The sequence below is a fragment of the Bradyrhizobium sp. USDA 4353 genome, assembly GCF_054063215.1.
The window spans coordinates 3136360-3152668 of the sequence record NZ_JBSSGB010000001.1 but is presented as its reverse complement, the minus strand read 5'-3'; the positions used below and the strand labels follow the sequence as shown (position 1 = coordinate 3152668).

Below are 16309 nucleotides of genomic sequence, written 5' to 3'. Positions count from 1 at the left end.
AAGGCCGTCGGATGCAGCGGACCTCGGTCGCCCGCGCGGGACCAATCCCTGCAGCGAACCGCGCGATGACCGACGACAGCCCAGGTTAGCGACCCTTGACCGAAATCCTCGATGCAGATGCGCGCGGCGCGAACGAAGGCGCTGACAAGCAGCGCGCGGGATCTCGTGGCACCACGAGTCTCGATGGGCTCGGCGCAATTCCGCTGCACGCGATGAAGCTGCTGATCGCAGCCTCCGGTCTCGCGGGCCTCGGCTACGAGATCGTCTGGACGCGACAGCTCGCGCTGGCGCTGGGCACCGAGATGATGGCGGTGCTCGGCGCCATCGCCGGCTTCTTCGCCGGCCTGGCGTTCGGCGCCTTCGTCCTGGATGGACGCATCCGCCGGAGCGCCCGACCGCACCTGGTCTATGCCGGTCTGGAGCTGGTGATCGGCGCGTGGGGCTTGTGCGCGATCTGGCTGTTGCCGGCGAGCGCACGCGCGCTTGCTCCGCTGCTCGGCACCACGCCGTCGCCCGTGCTGCTGTGGAGTGCGAGCTTCCTGCTGCCGACCCTCGTGCTGTTTCCCGCCACCGTGGCGATGGGCGGCACGCTCACCGCGCTCGAGCGCATGATGTCGGCCGCGCGTCGCAGCGGCACCGTCAGTGCCGGAGTGTATGGCGCGAACACCGCCGGCGCGGTCGCAGGCACCCTGCTGTCGACCTTCGTGCTGATCCCGACGCTCGGGCTGGCAACGACGCTTCTTTGTCTGGCCGGCGTGAACGCGGCCTGCGCCTTCGCTGCCCTGCGGCTCGGCCCGTTGCTTACAGCCGAACCGGCCGCGCAAGAACGGCGCGCAGCAACAAGCGCCATCGGCCTGCGCCTGAGCGCCACGCTGTTCTTGACCGGCCTTATCGGCATCGCCTTCGAGGTTCTGGTCGTCCGTCTCGCCGCGCAGATGCTGCAGGACACTGTCTACAGCTTCGCTTGCCTGCTGGCGGCCTACCTGCTGGGCACCGCGGCCGGCGGCCTCATCTGGCAACGCATCGGCACGGCGGCGAGCTTCGGCAGGACCGGACTGCTGGCGATCACCGCGCTGGCCTGTCTTGGCACGGCCGCTTTGGCACCGTTCATCGCCGGAATTGCAGATCAGGCGGCAGGCTTCGGCATTGCCGGCGAGCTTGGCCTCGCGCTGATCCTGTTCCTGCTGCCGTCGATGGCCATGGGCGCGTTGTTCGGTCAGCTCATGCAGGAGGTCCGCGACATCAGCGGATCGGTCGGCCGGGCCGTCGGCATCAACAGCCTCGGCGCCGCCGTCGCGCCGCTGCTGGCGGCGCAGCTCCTGATTCCTGCCTTCGGCAGTTGGACCGCGCTGGTGCTCGTCGCGCTTGGCTACCTCATGCTGCCGCCACGCCGCGCAGCTCTGAATTGGGCGTTCGCGCCCGGCCTGCTCGGGCTCGCTCTGCTGTGGATGCCCGCACCGAGCATGGTGAAGGTGCCCACTGGCGGCAAGCTGCTGGCGCTGCGCGAAGGACCGATGGCAACCGCGAGCGTCGTCGATGACGCCTCCGGCGCGCGCTATCTCCAGGTGAACGGACATTTCCGCATGGGCGGCACCAGCTCGGTGCGCTCAGATTTCCGTCAGGCGATGCTGCCGCTGCTGCTGCATCCGTCGCCGCGTAACGCGCTGTTCCTCGGCGTCGGGACCGGAGCCACGGTGCTGGGCGGCGCGCAGATGCCGGACCTCGATGTCCGCGCGGTCGAGCTGTCGGCGGAGGTCGTGGCGCTGCTGCCCTGGTTCGACACGGGCGCGGCCAAGCCGGCGATGCCGCCCGTCACCGTCGCCGATGCACGACGCTTCATCGTCGCCGACGACAAGCGCTACGACGTCATCGTCGCCGACCTGTTCCATCCCGCGCTGGACGGCAGCGGCGCGCTGTATACGCGCGAGCATTTCGGCGCTGTCCGCAGCCGTCTGAGCGACGACGGCGTGTTCTGCCAATGGCTGCCGCTCTATCAGCTGGATGCGCCGTCGCTGCGCGCCATCATCAGAAGCTTCCTCGCGGTCTTCCCCGACGGCGCCGCCTGGCTGAACCATTACAGCGTGCGCACGCCGATGCTGGCTCTGGTCGGATCGCGCCGTCCGCAAGCCCTCGATCCCGATCGGATCGCGGCCCGGCTCTCGGCCCCGCAGCTTCGTCCCGTCGTTCTCCCGCTCGGCTTCGCCCAGCCGCTCGATCTGCTCGGCCAGTACGTGGCCGGCGCGCACTCGCTGGCGCGGCTCGCCGGTCCCGGTCCCGACAACACCGACGATTTTCCGTTCGTCACCTTCGATGCCCGGCGCAATGTCACGGCCCTCACCGCGCCGCCGTGGGAGCTGCTGTTGACCGTCATCGCGCAGGTGAAGACCGACGCAACGGACTTGATCGATCCCTCGTTGCACGCGGCATGGGATCAGCGCCTCCAAGCCTATTGGCAGGCCCGCAACCGCTTCCTACAAGCCGGCGCCGCGCTGACCGGTGATCCGCGCGGACCCGCGCTGATCGCGGCCGCCGCGCCGGGCCTGATCGAGGCCATCCGCCTCAGCCCCGAGTTCGAGCCCGCTTACGCGCCGCTGATCAGCATGGCGCGATCACTGCTCGCATCGGATCGCGCGGCGGCAGAACATCTGCTGCAGGCGATCGACGCGGCAGCGCCGTCCCGCCGCGAGGCGCGCGAGCTGCTGTCGAAGGAATTTGGAAAATAGATAGGAGGTCAGGTGCCGAAGCTGACGCGGTAGCCCCAGCAATCCAGATGGTCGGGAATCGCGTTGAATGCGATGGTGATGCGCTGGTCGCCCTGGTTGCGCGGCACCTCGTGATAGAGATAGCTCGGAAACAGCACGAGATCGCCAGGCTCGGCTTCCGGCAACACATATTTGCCCGCATTGAACGGACCCACGGCCGCGCTGCGCGTGTGGTGCCGGAACGAGAAGTCGCTCCCGCCGGGCGGACGCACGAACACGGTGCGGCTGCCGGGATGTGACGGCGTCAAATAGAAAATGCCGGAGATGAAGCTGTTGGCGTGGGCATGCAGGGTCTGGTTGCCGCCGGTCTCCAGCATGTTGGTCCACATTTCCTTGACCGTCCAGCTCAGCTTCTCGCCGAACAGCAGCTCGCCGAAATCGACCAGCTTGGGCACCGCGAGATCGGCGATGGTCTGGAACAGATTGTTGGCGCGGGGGTCGGCGACCTCGGTGTGAAACAACTGGCCGGAGCGCAGGTTGGTCTCGATCTTCGCGCTGCGGATCGCCGCCACGGCCGCATCTTTCAACTCCGCGCTCAGCAGCGCCGGCGAACGCATCAGCGGTATCGGGAAGAGAGCTTCGATCTGGTCCATGCCTTGACTGCCTTGCACGCGTCGGAACGGCGCCGACAATGTGCCGAGATGCATGACACTGGCATGACGAAGAGCGTCAGCGCGACGGGATCTCGTCGGCGCGCAAAATGTTGAGGCGCTCGCCCGGCTTCAGGCTGTGCGGCCGCTCGCGCACCTCGAACACCGCCTGCTCGGCCTTCTCGACACAATCGTCGAACTCGCCATTGCCGGCTTCGACTAAAGCCTGCTGGATGTGACGCTCTGCGAAATAGCGCGCGACGTCGTCGGCGGGCAGGCCTGCTGCGAGCGCCCGCGCTTCGGCCACCGCGGCGTCACAGCTCTCCTTGGTGGGCTCCTCGTCATGCGCCGACGCGCTGCCAACCGACAGAACGAGAGCAGTGAGGATCACGCTGAGCAGGCGGAACATCGGGAGCATCCGAACACGGCATATCTCAAAGACGAGGCGCCGGTTCGCGAACCGGCGCCGATGGCAGATCCGGCGGGACGACGCCCGCCGGATCGATGGAGATCAATCAGTCGCGGTTGAAGGCCCAGCGACCCCAGTGGCCCCAATGACCCCAGTGGTCCCAATCGTGCCAGTGGTGATGCTCATGAGCGAGCTTGCGCGCCAGCTCCTTGTTCTTCTCCACCAGCAGCTCGGGCGTGCCATGGGTGCGGACGAAGATCGGGTTCGCATAGAACCAGGTGTTCGACCAGGCCTGCACGTCGTTGGTGACCTTCTTCACGCCGTTGACCACGCCGAGATGCGACGGGCACGCCGCGTCGGTGCAGCTGACATTGACGTTGTTGAGGTCGAGCAGCGGGTTGCCGGCGCTGTCGGACACGTTCGGGGTCGCCGGCGGGATGTTGGTGCCGCGGGCGCGGATGTAGAAGGGCGTGCTGCCGGCGGTGAAGGTGGTCCGGAAGCTGAGGCGGGTCGAACCATCGCGCAGTCTGTAGCTCTGCATCTTGGTCGCCTGGATCTGCTTCGCGATCTTCGCCGACGGATTGTAGACGATATCAGCACCGGCGACGCCGCCGGCATTGGCGACCGCATAGCCCGGAGCTCCCGGCGCGATCGGGCCGGTGATGTCACCGGTGATCAGATCGACGTGGTCGAGAGACGGCTTGTTGAGCGGCTGCTTGATGCCGACCGGCAGCAGCAGCGGGTTGTTGAAGCTGTACGGGCTGTTGTTGGAGGCCGGAACGGTCACCTCCATCTCGAGCACGATCTTCTCGCCGCGACGCACGACCAGCGTCTCGCCCATCGTCTTCCAGTCGTCATCCCACTCGCCCTTGGCACGGAACACCATGTCGGGGCCGATGATCTGGGCGTTCACCGAGTAGGAGTTGCCAGAGCGCATGCCGTCGATGATCGACTGCTGGTCGAAGCGACGCTCGTTCGGAACGTAGAGGCGGGTGTACTCGCCGGGGATGAAGTCCGCCGTCGTGCTGGCATCGCGCGCACCGTAGACGCCGCGGCTGTGCCAGTCGGAGCTCTGGAACACGAAGAAGTTGCGGCCTTCGCCGAGCAGGCCGTCCCACAGGCCGCCGACCTTGGCGGTGTAGATGCCATGCATGCCGTAGGTGCCGCCGCCGACCGCGTTCGACTTGTACGAGCCGGAGCCGCCGGTGATGCCGCCTTCGGCCATGTGGCCGGGAGCCTCGATGCCGAACGCCACGGTCGGGCCGGCATTGTTGAAGTCGCGGAAGTGCTCGATGTTGTAGCCGGCGGTGCCGCTCGGATTGAACGGTCCCTGACGCTCGGTGTGGGTCGGGATCGCGTAGGACTGCAGCGGATACTTCGCCTGCAGCCAGGTGATGCCGGCGAGAGCCTTGCCGTGACCGGCGGAGCCGGAGTTGTTGACGTTGTCCTTGCCGGTCCAGATCGGGTTGTTGCTGGAATCGACCGGACCGATCGCGTCGGTGTCGGCCCGATCGTAGCGGTATTCGAACTCGGCCATCTTGTCGGCATTGCCGGTGCCGCGGGGATTCTGGCCCGCGATGACCGCAACGTCGGTGTGCTCATGGCCCGGAACGATCCACTCCAGACCTTCGACCAGCACCTTGTTATAGGTCGCGGTGCGCGCGACGATGGTCGGATACTCGATCTCCTGGATCGACTGCCAGCGCCACATCGTGGCACCCGTGCCGGTGCCGTTCGGCGTGCCCTTCAGGCTGGTGACGGTGATGCCGTCGATGGTCTTGCCGAGCGTCTGGCTCCAGTAGGTGGTGGTGTTGTCGCCCGGGATGTTGGCGCTCGCATCGCTGAAGCGGCAGTCGCGATTGCCGGAGCCGCCATGGTTGCCGAGCGTGAACCAGTCGAGATCGAAATTGTTGCCACCGGCCGCCGCGCTGCCCTTGCCGACCGAACGATCGATCGAATAGCCGGCCGCCACGGAGCCGTCGGTGCAGGTGTTGTGGTTGTGCATGTCGCCGGCGACATACGGATTGCTCTTCCTCGTCTCGCCCCAACGCTCGTCCGCGCCGGCATTTTGCGACAAGGCGAGCGTCACCGACGCCGCTGTCAGCAGGATTTTCTTGGCAGATGGAACCATGTCGTCGCCCCTAAAGAATTCGTCGCGTTCAAAACCATGATGACAACGCGAGTGATGCGCTGTCTTGTCGCGCGGCGACCAAACCAAAACTCGGAGACAGTTTGTTGAAGGATTTATTTTTCTGGACGTTGCTCCACGATCTTCGCGAGGGGGAGCGCACCGGGACGCTTGCGAAATTTTTGTGACAGCGCGGATTGTCCGGTGACAACGGCGAGTGCGGCGTTGCATAACCCCGCCGCGCCGACGAGCGCGGTCCGATTGTAAAGAATTGATGTCAGCTCCTGTCATGTCGAACGCGGCGACCTTCGAGAGCGCCTCCGCAAGCGCACCCCCGCAAGATGGCCATCGCGAGCTGCACGGCCGGAGCGATGCTCCGCCTCCCCCCGGCGTTCTGCGCGGCCTGCTCAGGGAGCCGCTGCTGCACTTCCTCGTTCTCGGCGGTCTCATTTTTGCAGCCGACGCGATTCTTCATCCGCCGGCCAAGGACGAGAAGGTCATCACCGTCACCAAGGCGCTGCGCCAATCCTTCATCGACACGTTCGACGAGGACAAGCAGCGCGTGCCGAGCGAGGCCGAGCTGCAGAAGATGACCGAGGCCTGGGTGGCCAGCGAGATTCTTTATAGAGAAGGCAAGCTGCTCGGCGTCGACCGCGGCGACGAGATGATCCGCGACCGCGTCGCCTTCAAGCTGCAATACCTGATCTTCGACCAGGTCCGGGTGCCGCAGCCGACCGACGAGCAGCTAAAGGCCTGGTTCGCCGAGAACCATCAGCGCTTCGACGAGCCCGAGCGCGTCAGCTTTTTCATGACGCCGCCGAGCGACGAGGCGACCGCGCGACGCAATCTGGACGACATCCAGGCGCAGCGCGAATCCGAGGAGCTGCGCGACCAGACCCGCGCCATTCTCGATCGCCCCGTCCCGAGCCTTGCCGACGCCTTTGGTCAGAGCTTCCGCGACAACCTCCTCAAGATGCCGCTGCAGGAGTGGACGCTGCTGCAATCCAAGGACGGCTGGCACGTGGTCCGGCTCGACGCGCGCAAGCCCGGCGCGCCGGCAAAGTTCGAGGACATCCGCGCCGAGGCGGCCAAGATCTGGCACACCGATGAGACGCGCAAGCAGGCCTGGGAGGCGGTGAGCCGGCTCAAGGCCAACTACACGATCAGGTACGAGCCGTGAGCCTGCGCGCGCTGCTCCTCGTCCTGCTCGCGCTCGCAGCGTCGCTGCTCCCGCGCCCCGTGGCGGCGCATCAGGCGACGCTCGCCGTGCTCGAATTCCGCGAGATGCGCCCCGGCGCCTATATCGGGCGCTGGACGACCTTGCCGAAGGACGGCGAGAATCGCATCGAGCTCAGGATGCCCGCGCATTGCTTCCTGCGCCTGCCCGAGCTCAATTGCGGCGACAAGGGCCTGGTCGGGCAGATGACCATCGCCAATCTCGGCGAGGACATGTCGGCGGCGATCATCCGCGTCACCTCGCTCGACGGCAAGACCAACAGCTACACGATCTCGGCGGCCAATCCTGTCGTCACCGTGCTCGGCACCGGCGCCCCGACGCTGGAGACCTGGCTCGAGCTCGGCAAGACCTATGTCAATCTCGGCATCGATCACATCCTGCTCGGCGCCGATCATCTGCTGTTCGTGCTCGGCCTGATCTGGATCGTGCAGGGCGGCTGGCGGCTGTTCAAGACGATCACGGCGTTCACGATCGGCCACAGCTTTTCGCTCGCCGCCACGGCGTTCGGGCTGATCGGCGTTCCCGAAGGGCCGCTCAACGCCTGCATTGCGCTCAGCATCGTGTTCGTCGGCGTCGAGATCGTCAAGCAGCAGCGCGGCGAGATCGGGCTGACTGCGAAATATCCCTGGGCCGTCGCCTTCAGCTTCGGCCTCGTGCACGGCATCGGCTTCGCCAGCGCGCTGGCGGGTCTCGGGCTGGAGCGGCGGATCCTGCCGGCAGCCCTGCTGTTCTTCAATGTCGGCGTCGAGATCGGGCAGATCCTGTTCGTGGCGCTGGTGCTCGCATTGATCTGGGCGCATCGCCGGCTCGGCGCCGTGATGCCGCGCTGGGGCGTGGAGCTGCCGGCCTACGCGATCGGCTCGGTCTCGATGTTCTGGTTCCTGGGCCGCCTCGCCCGCGTCCTGGTCGCGGCATGACGAGTAAGGGAGCGATGATGATCGGGCGCAAGATCCTGCAGATAGTCGCGAGTGCTGCGCTGCTGTCGGCTCTCAACGCGAGTCCCTTGCTTGCGCATGAGCAGGCGGGCGTCGGCGGCGGGCTGGCCAGCGGCCTGCTGCATCCGTTGACCGGGCTCGATCATCTCGTCGCGATGGTCGCGGTCGGCATCTGGGGCGCGCAGCTCGGCGGCGTCGCTATCTGGGTGCTGCCGGTGGTGTTTCCGCTGGTGATGGCGTTCGGCGCGGTGCTCGGCATTCTCAAAATCGGGCTGCCGGTCCCGGAGCTGGTGATCGCGCTGTCGGCGCTCGTCCTCGGCCTCGCCGTCACCTTGCGCCTTCGCGTGCCGTTCGCGGCCGCGGCGGCGATCGTTGCCATCTTCGCCATCTTCCACGGCCATGCGCATGGCGCCGAGCTTCCCACCTCCGCCAATCCCCTGGCCTATGGCTTGGGCTTCGTCGTGGCCACCGGCTTGCTTCATGCGTGCGGCATCACCATCGGCGCGCTCGCGCGCTGGCCGGGCGGGGAGCGCATCATCCAGGGTGTCGGCGCCGCGATCGCCGCGCTCGGCGGCTACTTCCTGGTCGCAAGCCTCGGAGTCGCAGCATGAGCGCGCGCCTCAAAACGGCCCTGCTCGCCGCTCTTGTGCTGCTGGCGCAGAGCCGCATCGCCGACGCACACATCGTCTCCGCGCGCCTCGGCGATTTCTATGCCGGTGCCCTGCATCCCCTGCTCACCTTGCAGGACGTGCTCACCTGGGCGGCGCTCGGCCTGCTCGCCGGCTCGCTCGGCGCGGCCAGCGGTCGATGGCTGGTGCTGGTGTTTCCGCTCGGCCTCTGCACGGGTCTTGCGCTCGCGGCGAGGACAGGCCTCGCGCCGATGTCGCCGCTCGTCGATGCCTTGAGCATCCTCGTGCTCGGGCTGCTGCTGGCGTCCGCCCTGCGCATTCCCGTCATGCTGATGTGCGTCATCGCGCTGGCCATCGGGGTGATGCGCGGCGTCGTGAATGCCGGCGAGCTGACGCCGCAGACGGACCATGTGCTCTACGCCGCCGGTCTCGCCGCTGCGGGCTATGTGGTGATCACGCTGGTGATGGCGCTGACCCTGACCTTCCGCCGTCCCGAGACCGCGCCGATCTCGACCTGGCGCGGCATCGCGGTGCGTGCGGTCGGCGGCTGGGTCGCTGCGATCGGCTTGATGATGGCGGGACTATCCTTCGCGGCATGAGCATGCCGATGTTGCAGTCCTCGGCGGCTGCGACTATCCGGACTGCGTGACCGACAGCATCAACATCATCTGCATCATCGTCCTCGTCCTGACTTGCGCCGGCCTCGTCTGGTCGGACCTGCGCAGCGGGCTGCTGCCGGACTGGATGAATGGGCTGTTGGCCATCAGCGGCTTTGCCCGGACTGTCGCGCTGTTCGACGTCGCGCAGGCCTTGTGGGATGGCGCGGCAGCCATAGCCGTCGGCATCGCGCTGCTGCTGCTGCGCCGCCTCTATGTGATGGCCCGCGGCCGTCAGGGACTGGGCCTCGGCGACGTCAAATTCCTGATGGCTGCGACGCTCTGGGCCGGCTTGTCCGGCCTGCCGATCCTGCTTCTCATTGCCACGACCGCGGCACTGGTGGCGGTCGCGGGTCTCTCCATCGCTGGGCGGCGCATGAGCGGAGCCACGGCGTTGCCGTTCGGGCCGTTCCTCGTCATCGGACTGCTCGCGGTGTTCGCGTTGCAGAGCGCGGGAGCCGATTGGATCGCGCTGCCGTAAGCGGCTGGAGCTGGTCAGCGTGAACGCCGCGCCATCCGCTCGCGCGGCGCCGGCGGGGGCGCCTGAACCGCATCATCTCCGGCCTGGCCAAGCATCGGCATCGGCAAGGTCACGGTGTCGGCATCCTTCTGCAGCGTGACTTGGCGCGGCTCGACGGACCGCAGCAGCCAGCCGTCATGCGATGCCCCCAGGCGCACACGCAACGAGGTCTGCGATGACGAATCGAGAAAGATGCCGAAACTGTCCTCGCCGCCGATCACCGTGCCGACGAGCTGGAGGCTCGGCCGCTCCGGCTCCTTCGGCGGCGGCGGGGGCGGCGCGCGCATCACCATCACGGGGGCCGCGATCGGCGGCGGCGGGCGCCGCGACGGCGAGAAGATCGGACGATCACGCGTCGCCGACAGCGCGGTGATCGGAACGTCCCACAGCGGATTGGCGCTGGTGGCCGCTGGCGTCGTGGCGGCGGGAGGCTTCGCGCTGACGGACGGCGGCGCGAGATTAGGCCCGGCGGGCTGGAGCGACTCAACCGGGTCATCCGCCTCCTCGCCCCATGCCGGATCGAGAACGCCAATGATCGTGCAAGCGATGACCAGAGCGATTGGGCGGCGGCTGACGAACGAGCGCATCACGTCTGTCCTTGCCACTGCCCGGACACGGTGAGCAGCACCCGCAGGCGCCCGGCGCCACCGGCTGCCTCGGCGACCGATTGCTGGACATGAAGCTGGTCGACGAACAGGAACGGCCATCCGGCCTCGATGTCGTAGAGCAGCTGCTGCAGCGCCGGCTGCTCCAGCTCACAATTTGCGACCACGCTGATCATGCTGGCATTGGCGCGCGCGGCCGGCAGCTCGACCTGCGTCGACAGCACGTTGCCGCCGACCTTGGCCACGGCGTCCGTCAGGCGCTGCACCAAGGCGGCGCCAGCGATGGTCACCGTCCGCCCTTCGACGAACACCGAGCCGCCCGGTGTCGCCGCAACGCTCGCAGCCGTCGCGCCCGGCCGTTTTCGCCCGGAGAACTGCGCCAGTTGCGCGCTGGCGTCGTTGAGCTGCTCGCGCTTGTCGATGATGTCGGCGAGGGCTGTAGCCCCCGCCCAGATCAGCGCGATCAACGTCGCGACGTAGAGCGCGGCGGCAATCGCCGGCGAGCCGAGCAAGATGCGACGCAGCGGTGCCAGCCAGCTCATGCCCGGTCTCCGAAATAGGGATTGATGCGCGCCTCGATATGAAAACGCTCGCCCGCTTCGCCGGCGGTCCGCGTCGTCGGCGCATAGAAGGTGGCGCGGCTGAATTGCGGCGACTGCTCGATCAGCCGGATCAACGCCGGGGCATCCTGCGTGAGGCCGGAGATCTGCAGGCGATCATTCTCCACATGCATCTCCATCACGTAAGTGCCGTCCGGCAGAATCCTCGACAGCGTATCCAGCACGATCACGCTGGCGAGGCTAGACTGCTTGCGCTTGGCAAGAAGCCCGTCCGCAGCGGAGGCGCCGATCGCGGGTCGCAGCGCGGCCCGCAGCCGCGCGACCTGCGCCTGTGCATCATCGCGCTCCGCATCGAGATATCCGCCGATCAGCGTCGTCGCCACCAGCAGCACCGCGGTCGCCGCGGCCACCGCGAGCCAGCCGAATTTGAGCAGGCGCCCGAGATCGCGGCCGCCCGCCAGCGCCGAGCGCAGCGAGGCCTTGAAGATCGGAATCGAAGCACCGCCGTTCAGACCGTCGTCCGCCAGTACGGTGATCTTCGCCGCACCGGCAGCATCAGCAAAGGCGAGCAACGGCTGGACGAGGGCGCGCGGCGTGGCCGCGAGCGTCAGCGTGATCCGCTCGTTGTCGGCTGTGCGCGGCGCGCTGAAGCCATAGAGCGCCTGATCGAGCGTCCATGGCGTGAACCGGCCGATCTGCGTGCGGATCATGCCGTCGAGGAACGGCTCGGCCTGTTTCGGAAAGTCGAGCGGACGCACCAGCACGTTGTTGCTCGACAGATGGATTTCCATCACCGAGCCGCGCAAGATCCGCGACCATTCCGGCGGCAGCGCAGCGCGGGCGTCGCCCTTCGCCAGATTGACGACGATCCGCTGGACCTCGGATTTGCCCGTAGGCGCCTGCACCGACAGGACCACATTGTCGGGCCCCTGATAGGTGACACGAACCAGCGGGCGCCTGAGCTGGCGATCCGCAACGGCTTCGATCGCAGCAGCCACGCTGGCCGTCCACGCCGTCAATCCGTGCTCGATGCTTTCCGTCACCTTCATGGCGTCGCTCGCGCCTGCCGCGCGCTCCTCGGTTGCGGTCCTTCGTCCTGCCGCGCCAGCAGCCGATAGGGCTGCTCGCCTTCACCGGGGATGATCACCACGGTCGCCGCATGATGCAGTCCGCCCGCAGGTCCCACCACGATGTGCAGACGCACGGCCTTGCTCTTGCCCTTGGCCGCATCCTTCGCAGCCGGCCCCAACATCTTGGCCAGGCTATCCGCATCCTGTGACGACGAGCCGCGCGAGTTGACCAAATCCTTCAGGATCAGCGGCGTCATGCCCGGCAACGCGGCCACGACCTCCGTCGGCGCGATCGAGGGGTCAATCCCGGGTGACCCGTTGAAGATGGTGACCAGCGGGAGCACGCGATCGATCAGCGCGGCCGGCAGGCCGATCACGAGCGCGAGCTCGCCGACATGGGCGAACGGCGCGAGCCGCGGCATCCGCTGGAGCCCGGCCGAGGCATAGCGGGCCTCCTCCGCCTGCGCCTTCGCCGCGTCTGTCGGCTTGGAGCGCCAGGCGACGACCCGCTCGGCATGCTCCTTCGCCGCATCCCGTTCGGCGCCGACGGCAACGAAGAGATTTTCCAGCATCTCCTTCGAGGCGGCGTTGAGATCGATCCGCGCCGCCTCGCTGACATAGCTGACTGCGATGTCGTTGCCGGCGAGGGTGAGACGGAAGCCGCCCTGCTTCGGCCGATCCTCCTCCTTCGACAGCAGCAGCCGATAGGCGGACAATTCCGTCGCGGCCGAGATCAGCGCCTCGGCTTCGACGGCCTCGTCCTCGAGCCGCAACAGCCGCGCCGAGCTGCCCAGTTGCTGCGAGACGATCACGACGAGAGCGGCAAGCGCTGCGAGCATCCACAAGGCTGCGATCAGGATGAAGCCATCCTGCGTCGAGCGCCCCTGAGCCGAGGCGTGGCTTGGACAACACGGCATCATCAGTCGATCGGCTGACTCTGAAACGGTGGCGATGGCTGAGCCGCCGCCGGGGGCCGGCTCGCATTGCCCGCGGCGATCCCATCGACGGAGGCGCCGCCGGGGGAATCGACCTCGATCCTGACGGCGCTGACGAGCACGGGCTCCCGCCCCCTGCTCTCGTCGTAGATCGTCATGCGCACGGCAAACGGCAGCTTGGTGGCATCGCGCCACTCCGTCGTCCAGACCATGGACCGATCGGCATAGGCGAACGACATTCGGAACGGCGCCGACAGCAGCACCGCGGGATCGCTGAACCGGAACTGGTCTGCCGCGGATTGGCCGACCGGCACCGGCGCGAACGGCGCGCGCGAGCGCAGCACGGCACGCTCGTTCCGCCCGCCCTCCTCGCCGATACGGACGACGTCGAGGCCATGTCCGGCATTCGGCCCGAGCTCGCTGCGCACGAACATCGCCGAGAACTCCTGGCCTATGAACAACGGCCCTTTCTGCTCCCGATTAGGAGAGACGAACTGCGCGGCGGCGAAATCATCGCCAGCCCTGCGCAGGGCGGCCGCCACCATCTCGGCCCGCTGCACCCGATCCAGTCCGCGCTTCCAGGCCGGAAGCCATTGCGAGCTGACGGCGAGCAGCGCCGACAACACGAGGCCGGCGATGGCGAGCGCGCCGAGCGCCTCGATCAGCGCGAAGCCGGCCTCCTGCAATCTCGCCGCGCGAGCGCTCATTCGCGTGGTCCTTGCACCAGACGAACCGTCGGCACATTGGCGAGCGCGCCGGAGCCGGTTCTCACCTGCAGCATGATCATTTCCGGAATCCAGCCCTGCTGCCCCGCCGGCTGGCTCCAATCACCACCGAGCGGGCTGATCTGCACCGCCACCGAGCCGGAGCCGGAACGCTGATCGCTGCGGCCGGGTGGCAGGCGGCTGCGATCCGACAGCATCGTCGCCAGCGCGAGCCGCGCATCCGCCACCAGAGTCACGTGCTGCTCGAGCTTGCGCACGCCGCTCGCGTTGCGCGCAACCACCGCTCCGATCGCAACGAGGGACACGCTGACCACAGCGAGGGCGACGAGCACCTCGATCAGAGTAAAACCCGCCTCGCTGCGGCCGGCCTTCTCCTGGTCAACCATGAGCCGCTCCGCGCGAGACGATGTCGATCCGTCCGGTCAGCCAGTTCACGCGTATCTCCAGGCTGAGATCGGCACGCGACAGGGTGATCGCGCCGCCGCAGGACAGGCCGTCGGGAAAGAAGCTGATCGTCGCCAGCACCGGCCGATGCTGACAACTGCGCGGCAGCGTCGCCTGGAACGAGACATCGTCGGGCAGCCTCAGCGCTGCACCCGTGCCGGCGCGGATCAGGCGTTGCGACGTATCGATCTGAGTATCGACCCGCATCCCCTGGCGCATCGACGCGGCGCGATCGGTCTTCAGCAACGCGGCTGCCTGGAGGGCATAGGCCTGCAACCGCGGCCGCGAGGTCTGGCGTGGGAGATAAGGCAGCGCGACCGACGTCAGCAGCGCGATGATCGCGAGCACGCAGACCATCTCGAGCAGAGTGAAGCCGCGCTGCCGCTCGTTACTCACCGCGCGCGCTCGTCTGCGTTCCCAGCACGATGTCGGCCGCCGTGCCGCTGCCGCCCTCCTGGCCGTCGGCGCCGTAGGACATGATGTCGTAGGGGCCGCGATCGCCCGGCGCACGGTAGACATAGGCCGTGTTCCACGGATCCTTCGGCACCGCCCCACCCTTCAGATAGGGACCGTTCCACGCGTTCAACCCGGCCGGCCGCTGCGCCAGCGCCGCAAGCCCTTCGGAGGTCGACGGATAGCGGCCGACGTCGAGATAGAACAGATCGAGCGCGCTCGAGAAGCTCTGCAGCTGGATCCGCGCCGCCTTGGTCTTGGACTCGCTGAGATAGTTCAGGACGCGCGGGCCGATCAGTCCCATGATCAGGCCGATGATGGTGATCACGACCAGCATCTCGACCAGCGTGAAGCCGCGCTCATTTTCGCGGCGCGCCCGGCTCGCGGGGTTGGCTTTCGTGCTCGAAGTCATGTCCGTCTCCATGGTCTCAAATTCAGCCGACGAGTTGCGTGACCGACAGCAGCGCCGTCATGATCGAGACGATCAGGCCGCCGACCACGACGCTGATCAGCAAGATCGCGGCCGGGCCGACGATGCCGACGATGCGGTCGAGCGAGCGCTGCAACTTGGCTTCGTAGAACTCGGCGATCCGGGTCGAGAGCGTCGGCAGCTGTCCCGTCTCCTCGCCGAGCCTGAGCATGCGCAGCGCCATCGGCGGCAGCATGTTGTCGGCCGACAGCGCCTGGGACAGCTTGCCGCCGTGACGCACACGATCCGCAGCGGCCGACCACGGCGCGCGCTGCGAGGTCACCGCCATCACGTCAACGAGGATGCGCAGGGCCGCGCTCAGCGTCACGCCGCAGCCCAGCAGCAGGCCGAGATTGCGGCAGAACAGGCTGGTTCGATAGAACATCAGAATGCCGCCGATCCCGGGCGTCACCGCGATCACGCTGGTCAGCGCAGCGCGCACCGTGGCCTGGCGCAGCAGCCACCACCCGCCGGCGATCAGCGCGGCGCAGCCGAGCGAGATCGCCGCCGCATTGCCGCGCACGATGTCCGACAAGGACATGAAGAAGCCCAGCGTCGTGTCCGCGCCGCCGCCGAAATCGCGCAGCACGGCGGAGAAGTTCGGCAGCACGGCAACGAGGAAGAACAGCATCACGCCGATGGCCGCCAGAAACACGAAGGCCGGATACTGCATCGCATCGGTGAGCTTGCGGCGGGTCGCCTCGGACCGCTCGCGTTCGCCGGCGAGCGCCGTCAGGACGTGATCGAGCGTTCCCGACGCCTCGCCCACGCGCATCAGCGAGACATACATCGGCGAGAACAGCGAGGGCTGCGCGGCCGCGGCGTCGGCAAAGCTCTCGCCGGCCATGATGGCGGCGCGCAGCCGCGCCACGACGGGACGCAGCCTACCGATGTCGGAATCGCTCGACAACAGGTCGAGCGCGTCGTCGAGCCGCGCGCCGGCCTTCAGCAGCAGCGCCAGATCGCGGGTGAACGTGGTGACCTCGGCTGCGGACGGACCGCCGAACGAGAGTCCTGCGACTGATGACGCGCCCGCCCGCTTGTCCTCGACGGCTTCGATGAGCAGCAATTGGAGATAGGAGACGCGGCGCTCGACCTCGCCACGCGACGGCGCGACCAGGGACCCGACAACGACCTCACCGGATTGCGTCAGCGCGCGATAGCGATAGCTCGGCACAGCCC

General features: G+C 67.6%; 18 protein-coding genes. 6 read left to right on the top strand and 12 right to left on the bottom strand.

Features of this window, described 5'->3' with window-relative positions:
• Positions 1 to 212 precede the first annotated feature (212 nt).
• The gene (locus ACVILH_RS13930) at positions 213 to 2723 is read left to right on the top strand and encodes a spermine/spermidine synthase domain-containing protein (protein WP_456716974.1); all 2511 of its coding nucleotides are present in this window, start codon (positions 213 to 215) and stop codon (positions 2721 to 2723) included.
• Positions 2724 to 2731: 8 nt separating this feature from the next.
• On the opposite strand, the gene ACVILH_RS13925 is transcribed toward ACVILH_RS13930, so the two are convergent.
• The 3 genes from ACVILH_RS13925 to ACVILH_RS13915 form a co-directional block, all read right to left on the bottom strand.
• Positions 2732 to 3355, bottom strand: coding sequence for a 2OG-Fe(II) oxygenase family protein (locus ACVILH_RS13925; RefSeq protein ID WP_456713396.1), 624 nt, complete (start codon positions 3353 to 3355; stop codon positions 2732 to 2734).
• A 76-nt stretch (positions 3356 to 3431) separates the two neighbouring features.
• Entirely contained in the window at positions 3432 to 3761 is a 330-nt protein-coding gene (locus tag ACVILH_RS13920) for a hypothetical protein (RefSeq protein WP_456713395.1), read from the bottom strand.
• Positions 3762 to 3867: 106 nt separating this feature from the next.
• A complete protein-coding gene (locus tag ACVILH_RS13915; protein WP_456713394.1) occupies positions 3868 to 5892 on the bottom strand; it encodes a hypothetical protein in 2025 nt (674 codons plus the stop codon).
• A gap of 271 nt (positions 5893 to 6163) precedes the next feature.
• On the opposite strand from ACVILH_RS13915, the gene ACVILH_RS13910 reads away from it, so the two are divergent.
• The 5 genes from ACVILH_RS13910 to ACVILH_RS13890 are packed head-to-tail and all read left to right on the top strand — an operon-like array spanning position 6164 to position 9827.
• Positions 6164 to 7069 (top strand): peptidylprolyl isomerase, encoded by a 906-nt coding sequence (locus tag ACVILH_RS13910; RefSeq protein WP_456713393.1) that lies wholly within the window; start codon positions 6164 to 6166, stop codon positions 7067 to 7069.
• Positions 7066 to 8043 (top strand): HupE/UreJ family protein, encoded by a 978-nt coding sequence (locus ACVILH_RS13905; protein ID WP_456713392.1) that lies wholly within the window; start codon positions 7066 to 7068, stop codon positions 8041 to 8043. Before ACVILH_RS13910 ends, ACVILH_RS13905 begins: the two co-directional genes overlap by 4 nt.
• A gap of 17 nt (positions 8044 to 8060) precedes the next feature.
• Positions 8061 to 8672 (top strand): HupE/UreJ family protein, encoded by a 612-nt coding sequence (locus tag ACVILH_RS13900; RefSeq protein ID WP_456716973.1) that lies wholly within the window; start codon positions 8061 to 8063, stop codon positions 8670 to 8672.
• A complete protein-coding gene (locus tag ACVILH_RS13895) occupies positions 8669 to 9289 on the top strand; it encodes a HupE/UreJ family protein (RefSeq protein ID WP_456713391.1) in 621 nt (206 codons plus the stop codon). The genes ACVILH_RS13900 and ACVILH_RS13895 overlap by 4 nt, the downstream gene beginning before the upstream one ends.
• Before the next feature lie 46 nt (positions 9290 to 9335).
• Positions 9336 to 9827: a prepilin peptidase gene (locus ACVILH_RS13890; RefSeq protein ID WP_456713390.1), complete on the top strand. Its 492-nt coding sequence runs from the start codon at positions 9336 to 9338 to the stop codon at positions 9825 to 9827.
• Between the two features lie 14 nt (positions 9828 to 9841).
• Here the strand turns inward: ACVILH_RS13890 and ACVILH_RS13885 are convergent, their stop codons facing one another.
• The 9 genes from ACVILH_RS13885 to ACVILH_RS13845 are packed head-to-tail and all read right to left on the bottom strand — an operon-like array spanning position 9842 to position 16304.
• Positions 9842 to 10453 (bottom strand): hypothetical protein, encoded by a 612-nt coding sequence (locus ACVILH_RS13885; RefSeq protein ID WP_456713389.1) that lies wholly within the window; start codon positions 10451 to 10453, stop codon positions 9842 to 9844.
• The gene (gene gspM / locus ACVILH_RS13880; RefSeq protein WP_456713388.1) at positions 10453 to 11013 is read right to left on the bottom strand and encodes a type II secretion system protein GspM; all 561 of its coding nucleotides are present in this window, start codon (positions 11011 to 11013) and stop codon (positions 10453 to 10455) included. Before gspM ends, ACVILH_RS13885 begins: the two co-directional genes overlap by 1 nt.
• Positions 11010 to 12080: a PilN domain-containing protein gene (locus tag ACVILH_RS13875; protein WP_456713387.1), complete on the bottom strand. Its 1071-nt coding sequence runs from the start codon at positions 12078 to 12080 to the stop codon at positions 11010 to 11012. The genes gspM and ACVILH_RS13875 overlap by 4 nt, the downstream gene beginning before the upstream one ends.
• Entirely contained in the window at positions 12077 to 13021 is a 945-nt protein-coding gene (locus tag ACVILH_RS13870) for a type II secretion system minor pseudopilin GspK (protein ID WP_456713386.1), read from the bottom strand. The genes ACVILH_RS13875 and ACVILH_RS13870 overlap by 4 nt, the downstream gene beginning before the upstream one ends.
• Positions 13021 to 13743, bottom strand: a complete 723-nt coding sequence (locus ACVILH_RS13865) for a type II secretion system protein (RefSeq protein ID WP_456713385.1) — start codon at positions 13741 to 13743, stop codon at positions 13021 to 13023. Before ACVILH_RS13865 ends, ACVILH_RS13870 begins: the two co-directional genes overlap by 1 nt.
• Positions 13740 to 14147, bottom strand: coding sequence for a prepilin-type N-terminal cleavage/methylation domain-containing protein (locus tag ACVILH_RS13860; RefSeq protein WP_456713384.1), 408 nt, complete (start codon positions 14145 to 14147; stop codon positions 13740 to 13742). The genes ACVILH_RS13865 and ACVILH_RS13860 overlap by 4 nt, the downstream gene beginning before the upstream one ends.
• Positions 14140 to 14601, bottom strand: a complete 462-nt coding sequence (locus ACVILH_RS13855) for a prepilin-type N-terminal cleavage/methylation domain-containing protein (protein WP_456713383.1) — start codon at positions 14599 to 14601, stop codon at positions 14140 to 14142. Before ACVILH_RS13855 ends, ACVILH_RS13860 begins: the two co-directional genes overlap by 8 nt.
• Positions 14594 to 15070, bottom strand: coding sequence for a type II secretion system major pseudopilin GspG (gene gspG / locus ACVILH_RS13850; protein ID WP_006614965.1), 477 nt, complete (start codon positions 15068 to 15070; stop codon positions 14594 to 14596). Before gspG ends, ACVILH_RS13855 begins: the two co-directional genes overlap by 8 nt.
• A gap of 22 nt (positions 15071 to 15092) precedes the next feature.
• Entirely contained in the window at positions 15093 to 16304 is a 1212-nt protein-coding gene (locus ACVILH_RS13845) for a type II secretion system F family protein (RefSeq protein WP_456713382.1), read from the bottom strand.
• Positions 16305 to 16309: the final 5 nt, after the last annotated feature.

Bases quoted from the DNA above. Each gene is read 5' to 3' on its own strand.
- ACVILH_RS13930 (WP_456716974.1), top strand. From the start codon at position 213: ATGAAGCTGCTGATCGCAGCCTCCGGTCTCGCGGGCCTCGGCTACGAG.
- ACVILH_RS13925 (WP_456713396.1), bottom strand. From the start codon at position 3,355: ATGGACCAGATCGAAGCTCTCTTCCCGATACCGCTGATGCGTTCGCCG.
- ACVILH_RS13920 (WP_456713395.1), bottom strand. From the start codon at position 3,761: ATGTTCCGCCTGCTCAGCGTGATCCTCACTGCTCTCGTTCTGTCGGTT.
- ACVILH_RS13915 (WP_456713394.1), bottom strand. From the start codon at position 5,892: ATGGTTCCATCTGCCAAGAAAATCCTGCTGACAGCGGCGTCGGTGACG.
- ACVILH_RS13910 (WP_456713393.1), top strand. From the start codon at position 6,164: ATGTCAGCTCCTGTCATGTCGAACGCGGCGACCTTCGAGAGCGCCTCC.
- ACVILH_RS13900 (WP_456716973.1), top strand. From the start codon at position 8,061: ATGATCGGGCGCAAGATCCTGCAGATAGTCGCGAGTGCTGCGCTGCTG.
- ACVILH_RS13895 (WP_456713391.1), top strand. From the start codon at position 8,669: ATGAGCGCGCGCCTCAAAACGGCCCTGCTCGCCGCTCTTGTGCTGCTG.
- ACVILH_RS13885 (WP_456713389.1), bottom strand. From the start codon at position 10,453: ATGCGCTCGTTCGTCAGCCGCCGCCCAATCGCTCTGGTCATCGCTTGC.
- gspM (WP_456713388.1), bottom strand. From the start codon at position 11,013: ATGAGCTGGCTGGCACCGCTGCGTCGCATCTTGCTCGGCTCGCCGGCG.
- ACVILH_RS13875 (WP_456713387.1), bottom strand. From the start codon at position 12,080: ATGAAGGTGACGGAAAGCATCGAGCACGGATTGACGGCGTGGACGGCC.
- ACVILH_RS13870 (WP_456713386.1), bottom strand. From the start codon at position 13,021: ATGATGCCGTGTTGTCCAAGCCACGCCTCGGCTCAGGGGCGCTCGACG.
- ACVILH_RS13865 (WP_456713385.1), bottom strand. From the start codon at position 13,743: ATGAGCGCTCGCGCGGCGAGATTGCAGGAGGCCGGCTTCGCGCTGATC.
- ACVILH_RS13860 (WP_456713384.1), bottom strand. From the start codon at position 14,147: ATGGTTGACCAGGAGAAGGCCGGCCGCAGCGAGGCGGGTTTTACTCTG.
- gspG (WP_006614965.1), bottom strand. From the start codon at position 15,070: ATGACTTCGAGCACGAAAGCCAACCCCGCGAGCCGGGCGCGCCGCGAA.